Source organism: Priestia sp. KCTC 13724 (assembly GCF_056820425.1).
In genome coordinates this window covers 1-6,487 of record NZ_JBXDLD010000103.1, presented here as the reverse complement: position 1 = coordinate 6,487, position 6,487 = coordinate 1, and the positions used below count along the sequence as shown (strand labels likewise).

Genomic DNA, 6,487 nt, shown 5'->3' with positions numbered 1-6,487 from the left:
CATTGGTAAGTGTTACCCTTATACTTCAACAGAGAGTAATCGTAATCCTTTAATTCAACTTATATAGATAAAGCCACTACGGTCAATTTGACCAAGCATAACATCAGAAATGCTGGCGATATTACGAATAGAGAGCTGTTGGTGCACCCAGTCGAGTGTAAAAGAGGACGCAGTTAATTCTTTTTCAACTAGCTTTCCATCTTTAATGAGAAGCCGAGGTAGTCCGCTGCGGCTTTTAACAATGCTCATTGCTTCCATGGTGACAGCTTGGTGGCTTGGTTTTAACTGCACGCTAAAGCCACCGTTTTGTTCAATAAGGACCGTTTCTACATCTTGAAAAGAAAAGATACTTTGAAGCCTAAGCTGACTAGCAAGCTCTTCGACATTTAAGCGTGCCTTTCTTAAATTTTGTTCAAGAATTCGCCCGTTTTCCATTAAGATAATGGGTTCACCATTGTTTAATAGCCGAAATTTATCAAATTTCATTGAAAGGTAAGAAAATAAAATTTCAAGGACGAGAATGATGACCAAAGCTGGTATATAGTTAGTAAAAGGTTGGTTATGGTCAACCGCGCCCGTAGCAGCAATGGATCCAATGGTGATTCCCACAACAAAGTCACTGAAGTTCATCTTGGATAGCTCTCTTTTTCCCATAATTCTAGTTAAGATAAGCAGAGAAAAATAAGCTAATATTCCTCGTAACAGCAAATCAAAAATGTACTCCATGACACCATCTCCCTATTCTCTCTTTTTTTAGAGAATGTCCAAAGTGGATAGAAAATATGTAGAAGACAAATAAAAAGAGTTTGGGACATAACAAAATGATTGCTTCTAAGAGACGAACAATAGCTGTTCCAATCTTTTTGGTTTGTCTGAACACGTTCGTTCCATTGCGCTACGGCCACTCGCTTTCCGCGGGGAGGAACCTGAGCTTCCTCGCTGCGCTGCGGGATCTCAGTTTTCCCTCTCTTTCCCGCAGGAGTCGAGTGTCCTACGCTCCATTCCACCCTGTTTCCAACATTGTTTTCACAATCAACCAAAAAACCTGAACGATTAAAAGTGAGAAACTCTCAATCGTTCAGGTTTATCATTGGCTGAATTACTTATGTCCCAGCCTCTTTTTGATTTAAGAAGAAGTGTTGTTCCATTTTGTGTAACGAGTGGAAGGAGAAGTGAAGTTCATCATTGATGAAACTAACGATTGCGGGCTGCTTGAAATATTGATAAGCTGAATGGCTGATTCTTGTGAAAAGCCCTCTGTTACAGCATGTTCAACCATACTCATTAACGCATTATAATATCCATTAACATTGAGTAATCCAACTGGTTTTTTATGAATTCCAATCTGTGCCCAACAAAGTGCTTCAAACAATTCTTCAAACGTACCGAACCCTCCTGGAAGAGCGATGTAGCCGTCAGATAAATCGTGCATGGTGGCTTTTCTCTCATGCATGCTGCTTACTTCAATTAATTCCGTGAGGGCGGTATGAACAATTTCACCGCTAAATAGCCCTTTTGGCATAATGCCAACTACGTGACCACCATGCTTTAACATTTCATTGGCTACTTCACCCATCAGGCCCATTTTTGAGCCCCCGTAAATTAATTTATAATCGTATTGAGCCATATACGCTCCAAGTTCTACGGCAGCGTTTCTATAGTGAGGATGAACACCAGAATTAGATCCAGCAAATACACAAATGGCTTTCATATACAGGTCCTCCTTTTCACAGCGTATAGTCATAACATTTCGTTTATTTATGATAAAACCCTTTTTTTATGATAAAAAATAATCGATTAATAGAAATGAGAACAGGTGTTTTTGTTTTGATACTAAAAAAAGTAAAACCTCTTTTGGAGTTACCTTGATTATTAGTATAATTTTCTTTATAATCAAAGCGTATATTAAGTGTTTAATAGAAGGTGTCATACAGCGTAGTACGCTAGTTAAAACAAAAAAGCTGAGAATTAAGCACGCTCACATAAAGATTAACTAATAGAAAGTAGGTCGCAGTATGGCGAAAAAGGAACAGCAAAGTCGTATTGAAAAAGATTTTCTTGGCGAAAAAGAACTTCCAAAAGACGTATATTACGGTGTCCAAACAATGCGCGCAGTTGAAAACTTTCCAATCACTGGATACAAAGTGAACAAAGAGATGATTCGTGCTCTTGCGATGATCAAAAAAGCAGCTGCTATGGCGAATATGGATACAAAACGATTATACGATGGTATTGGAAGCGCTATCGTACAGGCGGCTGACGAAGTGATTGCAGGTCAATGGCATGAATATTTCATTGTAGATCCGATTCAAGGTGGAGCGGGTACGTCAATGAATATGAATATGAACGAAATTATCGCAAACCGAGCGCTAGAACTAATGGGGTATGAAAAAGGTGATTATGTAAAGCTTAGTCCGAACAGTCATGTAAACATGTCACAATCTACGAATGACGTGTTCCCGACGGCTATTCATTTATCAACATTGCGCCTATTAGATGATTTATTAGCAACAATGGACAAGATGGTTGAAGTATTTAAAAAGAAAGCGAAGCAGTTTGATCCAATTATTAAAATGGGAAGAACACATCTTCAAGATGCAGTACCTATTCGTTTAGGACAAGAATTTGCTGCATATAGCCGTGTTTTAGAGCGAGATATTAAACGTATAAGCCAGTCTCGCCAACACTTATATGAAGTGAATATGGGAGCAACAGCGGTAGGAACAGGTTTAAATGCTGATCCGAAATATATCGAGAACGTTGTGAAATATCTAGCAGAAATTAGTGGACTACCATTATATGGCGCTGAGCACCTTGTGGATGCAACGCAAAATACAGACGCTTATACCGAAGTATCTGCTGCTTTAAAAGTGTGTATGATGAATATGTCTAAAATTGCAAACGACTTACGCTTAATGGCTTCAGGTCCACGGGCAGGCTTAGCAGAAATTAGCCTTCCTGCTCGTCAGCCGGGATCTTCTATTATGCCTGGAAAAGTAAATCCAGTAATGCCAGAGCTGATTAACCAAGTAGCATTCCAAGTTATTGGAAATGATAATACCATTTGCTTAGCTTCAGAAGCAGGACAGCTTGAGTTAAACGTAATGGAGCCTGTGCTTGTCTTTAACCTACTGCAGTCTATTAGCATTATGAACAACGGTTTTGACGCGTTTACAAAATATTGCTTAGAAGGTATTGAAGCAAACGAAGAACGGTTGAAAGAATATGTAGAGAAAAGCGTAGGCGTCATTACTGCAGTTAACCCACATTTAGGTTATGAAGTTGTTTCTCGTATTGCCAGAGAAGCCATTATGACAGGGAAATCTGTACGGGAACTTTGCTTACAATATGACGTATTGACAGAAGAAGAGCTAGATTTAATCTTAAATCCTTATGAAATGACAAATCCAGGTATTGCAGGTAACTCACTTTTTGATCGTCAATAATCGTTAGACAAGTAGACAGACTGATAATTAACACTAAAATGATAAAAATGGAGGAGTCAACATGAGCAATATTATCCGTACTTTAATGATTCAAACACCAAGCGTACCAGGAAATCTAGGACGAGTAGCTACGGCAATTGGTCGCGTAGGTGGCGATATTGGCGAGGTTGAAACAGTTAAGGTAGGCCATAACTATACGCGAAGAAGTATTACTGTACAGGTTGAGAGCGAAGAGCAGCTAGAAGAATTATTAGATGCAGTTCGTAGCTTGGACGGAATTACGCTACACACAGTTTCAGATGAAGTTTTACACGCTCACGAAGGCGGGAAAATTCAAATGAAAAGTAAAATGAAAATTGAAACGTTAGCGGATTTACGACGCGTGTATACACCAGGTGTAGCTAACGTATGTATGGCGATTAAAGAACAGCCGGAAAAAGCAAAAATTTATACAAGCATTAGCAACACTGTAGCTGTTGTAACAGATGGAACAGCAATCTTGGGTTTAGGTAATATTGGACCAGTAGCTGGTATGCCTGTTATGGAAGGTAAAGCAGCTCTTTTTGATCAGCTTACTAATATTAATGCTATTCCTATCTTATTAGATGTAAATAGTCCCGAAGAAATTATTCAAACAGTTAAAAATATTTCACCAGGATTTGGTGGTATCTTGCTTGAAGATATTGGTTCTCCACACTGTTTTGAAGTGGAAGAGCGCTTAAAGAAAGAACTAGACATTCCTGTTATGCATGACGATCAGCATGGAACGGCCGTAGTTACGTTAGCTGCAGCTATCTCAGCTTGTCGCAGTGCAGGTGTTAACTTAAAACAAGCTCGCGTTGGTCAAATTGGCCTTGGGGCAGCTGGTATTGCCATATGCCGCATGCTAATGGCATATGGTGTCGAAAGCGTAGTTGGCGCTGATAAATCTGAAGAAGCAAAAGATCGTCTTCGCTCTTATGGAGGCGAAACAGTTGATAGCTTAGAAGAGCTAATGGAGCAAAGTGATATTGTTATTGCAACAACTGGTGTACCAGGACTTATTAAAAAAGAATGGGTACAAAAGGGACAAATTATTTTGGCTCTATCAAATCCAAAACCTGAAATCGAACAAGAAGATGCGTTAGAAGCTGGTGCAATTTATGCAACAGATGGACGCTCTGTAAACAATGTATTAGGATTCCCAGGTATTTTCCGTGGCGTACTAAACGCTGGTGTTCGTGATATTACTCACAAAATGCTAGTTGCAGCTGCAGAAGCGATTGCAAATTCAACAAAGCCAGGGGATCTAGTGCCTCATCCGCTAAATGTTAATGTACATGAAGCTGTTGCTGAAGCAGTAGAGCGCGCAGCAGTACAAAGTGACGTAAAAAAGAACGTTTATCAATAATGAATAAAAAGAGGCTGGGACATAAGTAATTCAGTCAATGATAAACCTGAACGATTGAGAGTTCCTCACTTTTAATCGTTCAGGTTTTTTGTTGATTGGGAAAACCTAGTTTGGAAACAGGGTGGAATGGAGCGTAGGGCACTCGACTCCTGCGGGAAAGAGAGGGAAAACGGAGATCCCGCAGCATAGCGAGGAAGCTCAGATTCCTCCCCGCGGAAAGCGAGTGGCCGTAGCACAATGGAACGAACATGTTGTGACAATGTAAGGAGGTGAGAAAAGGGAGTGTTCGTCTTGTTGAAAATTTGTTTTGGTATGTCCTACTCTCTTTTTGTATACAAATTAGAAAAAATATGAAAAAATACATATTATTGAAACTTTTTGGGCAGCTCAAGCGTATAAGAAGAAAGAATACATGAATTGAGAGGATATACATATGGAAATTACACATTTACAGGGGAAGCTACCTTCCGAAGCAAAAAGCGCAATGAGAATTCAAGCGCTATTGCCACATATATTGTGGTTAGCAGGAACGATTGGTTATTATGTTCTTGTCTATTTTTTTAATTGGTGGATCTGGATTTTTTGGGTTTCTGGAGCTCTGCTAATCGTTAGCTTTATTGTTTATGTTGTCATCGCTCCGAGCATTTACATGAAAGTGTATTCGTATCAACTAACAGAGACGCATATCGAAGTACAAAAAGGTTTGTTTATCTGGAATCATACAAAAGTGCCGATTGTGAAGGTTCAACATGTGGAAACATCAACGGGGCCAATTTTGCGTAAATACGGTCTGGCTTCAATTAATGTTGTAACAGCTGCAGGATTTCTTGAATTTCCGGCACTACAATCAGAAGACGCAAATAATTTACGCGAAACAATCGCAAAGATGGCAGAGGTGAAGGACGAATATGAATAAAAAGCTGCACCCACTTGCCGTTATTGTTCAAGCTGCAAAGTACATAAAAGACAATATTTTACCATTTGCATTTTTAATCATTCTTCAGCGAGATAAAGTACTGACATACTGGTGGGTTGGTTTAATTATTATAGGTATCAGCTTGTTTTTTGCATTTGTTAAATGGCAAACATTTCGCTACCAAGTTACAGAAAAAGAAATTCGAATTAAAAAAGGAGTCTTTAAAAAAGAAAATAGTTTTATCCAACGAACGCGTATTCAATCGATTCAAATTGATCAGCCTTTTCTGTTTCGCCTAGTTAAACTGGCACGGCTTCGTATTGAAACAGCAGGTGGAACAGGAATGGGTGCAGAAGTCGATTTACCAGGTGTTTTAATGAAAGACGCCCATGAGTTAAAAACAATGCTGCAAGCAGGGGAGTCTTTTTCAGTAGAAGAGAGTCCTGAAAGAAAACAAATCATTAAAACATTAAAGGTGCCCACCAGTCGCTTAGTGATTGCTGCTGCGCTATCGGCGAACTTTGGCTATATCTTTGCTGGACTGGGTGTACTATACGAATACGTGGATGACTTAATCAACCCGTGGATTCAAGATGCTTATGAACAGATTGTTACGCAGTCTATATTAGCTATTATCATATTAGTATTTTTTATTTTATGCATAGCATCACTAGTGTTGCATAAATGTTGACGCAATTTTCAGTTTAATGTTTTTTCCTGTTTAGAGCCAAAAAA

General features: G+C 39.1%; 8 protein-coding genes. 5 read left to right on the top strand and 3 right to left on the bottom strand.

The window, feature by feature from the left end; genetic code table 11:
* Positions 1 to 54 precede the first annotated feature (54 nt).
* The 3 genes from AC1UFB_RS14475 to AC1UFB_RS14465 form a co-directional block, all read right to left on the bottom strand.
* Positions 55 to 726, bottom strand: a complete 672-nt coding sequence (locus AC1UFB_RS14475; protein ID WP_482589421.1) for a YetF domain-containing protein — start codon at positions 724 to 726, stop codon at positions 55 to 57.
* Positions 687 to 1,007, bottom strand: coding sequence for a hypothetical protein (locus AC1UFB_RS14470; RefSeq protein ID WP_482589420.1), 321 nt, complete (start codon positions 1,005 to 1,007; stop codon positions 687 to 689). The genes AC1UFB_RS14475 and AC1UFB_RS14470 overlap by 40 nt, the downstream gene beginning before the upstream one ends.
* A 119-nt stretch (positions 1,008 to 1,126) precedes the next feature.
* A complete protein-coding gene (locus tag AC1UFB_RS14465) occupies positions 1,127 to 1,711 on the bottom strand; it encodes an LOG family protein (RefSeq protein WP_100347633.1) in 585 nt (194 codons plus the stop codon).
* Between the two features lie 304 nt (positions 1,712 to 2,015).
* On the opposite strand from AC1UFB_RS14465, the gene aspA reads away from it, so the two are divergent.
* From aspA to AC1UFB_RS14440, 5 genes are all read left to right on the top strand, one after another.
* Positions 2,016 to 3,446: an aspartate ammonia-lyase gene (gene aspA, locus AC1UFB_RS14460; protein ID WP_061786483.1), complete on the top strand. Its 1,431-nt coding sequence runs from the start codon at positions 2,016 to 2,018 to the stop codon at positions 3,444 to 3,446.
* A gap of 61 nt (positions 3,447 to 3,507) precedes the next feature.
* Positions 3,508 to 4,836, top strand: a complete 1,329-nt coding sequence (locus AC1UFB_RS14455) for an NAD-dependent malic enzyme (protein ID WP_062686890.1) — start codon at positions 3,508 to 3,510, stop codon at positions 4,834 to 4,836.
* A gap of 121 nt (positions 4,837 to 4,957) precedes the next feature.
* Complete coding sequence (locus AC1UFB_RS14450; RefSeq protein WP_328101352.1) at positions 4,958 to 5,101, top strand: hypothetical protein; 144 nt, start codon at positions 4,958 to 4,960, stop codon at positions 5,099 to 5,101.
* A 168-nt stretch (positions 5,102 to 5,269) separates the two neighbouring features.
* Positions 5,270 to 5,752, top strand: coding sequence for a PH domain-containing protein (locus AC1UFB_RS14445; RefSeq protein ID WP_025908896.1), 483 nt, complete (start codon positions 5,270 to 5,272; stop codon positions 5,750 to 5,752).
* Entirely contained in the window at positions 5,745 to 6,443 is a 699-nt protein-coding gene (locus tag AC1UFB_RS14440; protein WP_482589419.1) for a PH domain-containing protein, read from the top strand. The genes AC1UFB_RS14445 and AC1UFB_RS14440 overlap by 8 nt, the downstream gene beginning before the upstream one ends.
* Positions 6,444 to 6,487 lie beyond the last annotated feature (44 nt).

What these genes read in the sequence shown, in the direction of transcription:
- AC1UFB_RS14475 (WP_482589421.1), bottom strand. Translation starts at nt 726, where the DNA reads ATGGAGTACATTTTTGATTTGCTGTTACGAGGAATATTAGCTTATTTT.
- AC1UFB_RS14465 (WP_100347633.1), bottom strand. Translation starts at nt 1,711, where the DNA reads ATGAAAGCCATTTGTGTATTTGCTGGATCTAATTCTGGTGTTCATCCT.
- aspA (WP_061786483.1), top strand. Translation starts at nt 2,016, where the DNA reads ATGGCGAAAAAGGAACAGCAAAGTCGTATTGAAAAAGATTTTCTTGGC.
- AC1UFB_RS14455 (WP_062686890.1), top strand. Translation starts at nt 3,508, where the DNA reads ATGAGCAATATTATCCGTACTTTAATGATTCAAACACCAAGCGTACCA.
- AC1UFB_RS14445 (WP_025908896.1), top strand. Translation starts at nt 5,270, where the DNA reads ATGGAAATTACACATTTACAGGGGAAGCTACCTTCCGAAGCAAAAAGC.
- AC1UFB_RS14440 (WP_482589419.1), top strand. Translation starts at nt 5,745, where the DNA reads ATGAATAAAAAGCTGCACCCACTTGCCGTTATTGTTCAAGCTGCAAAG.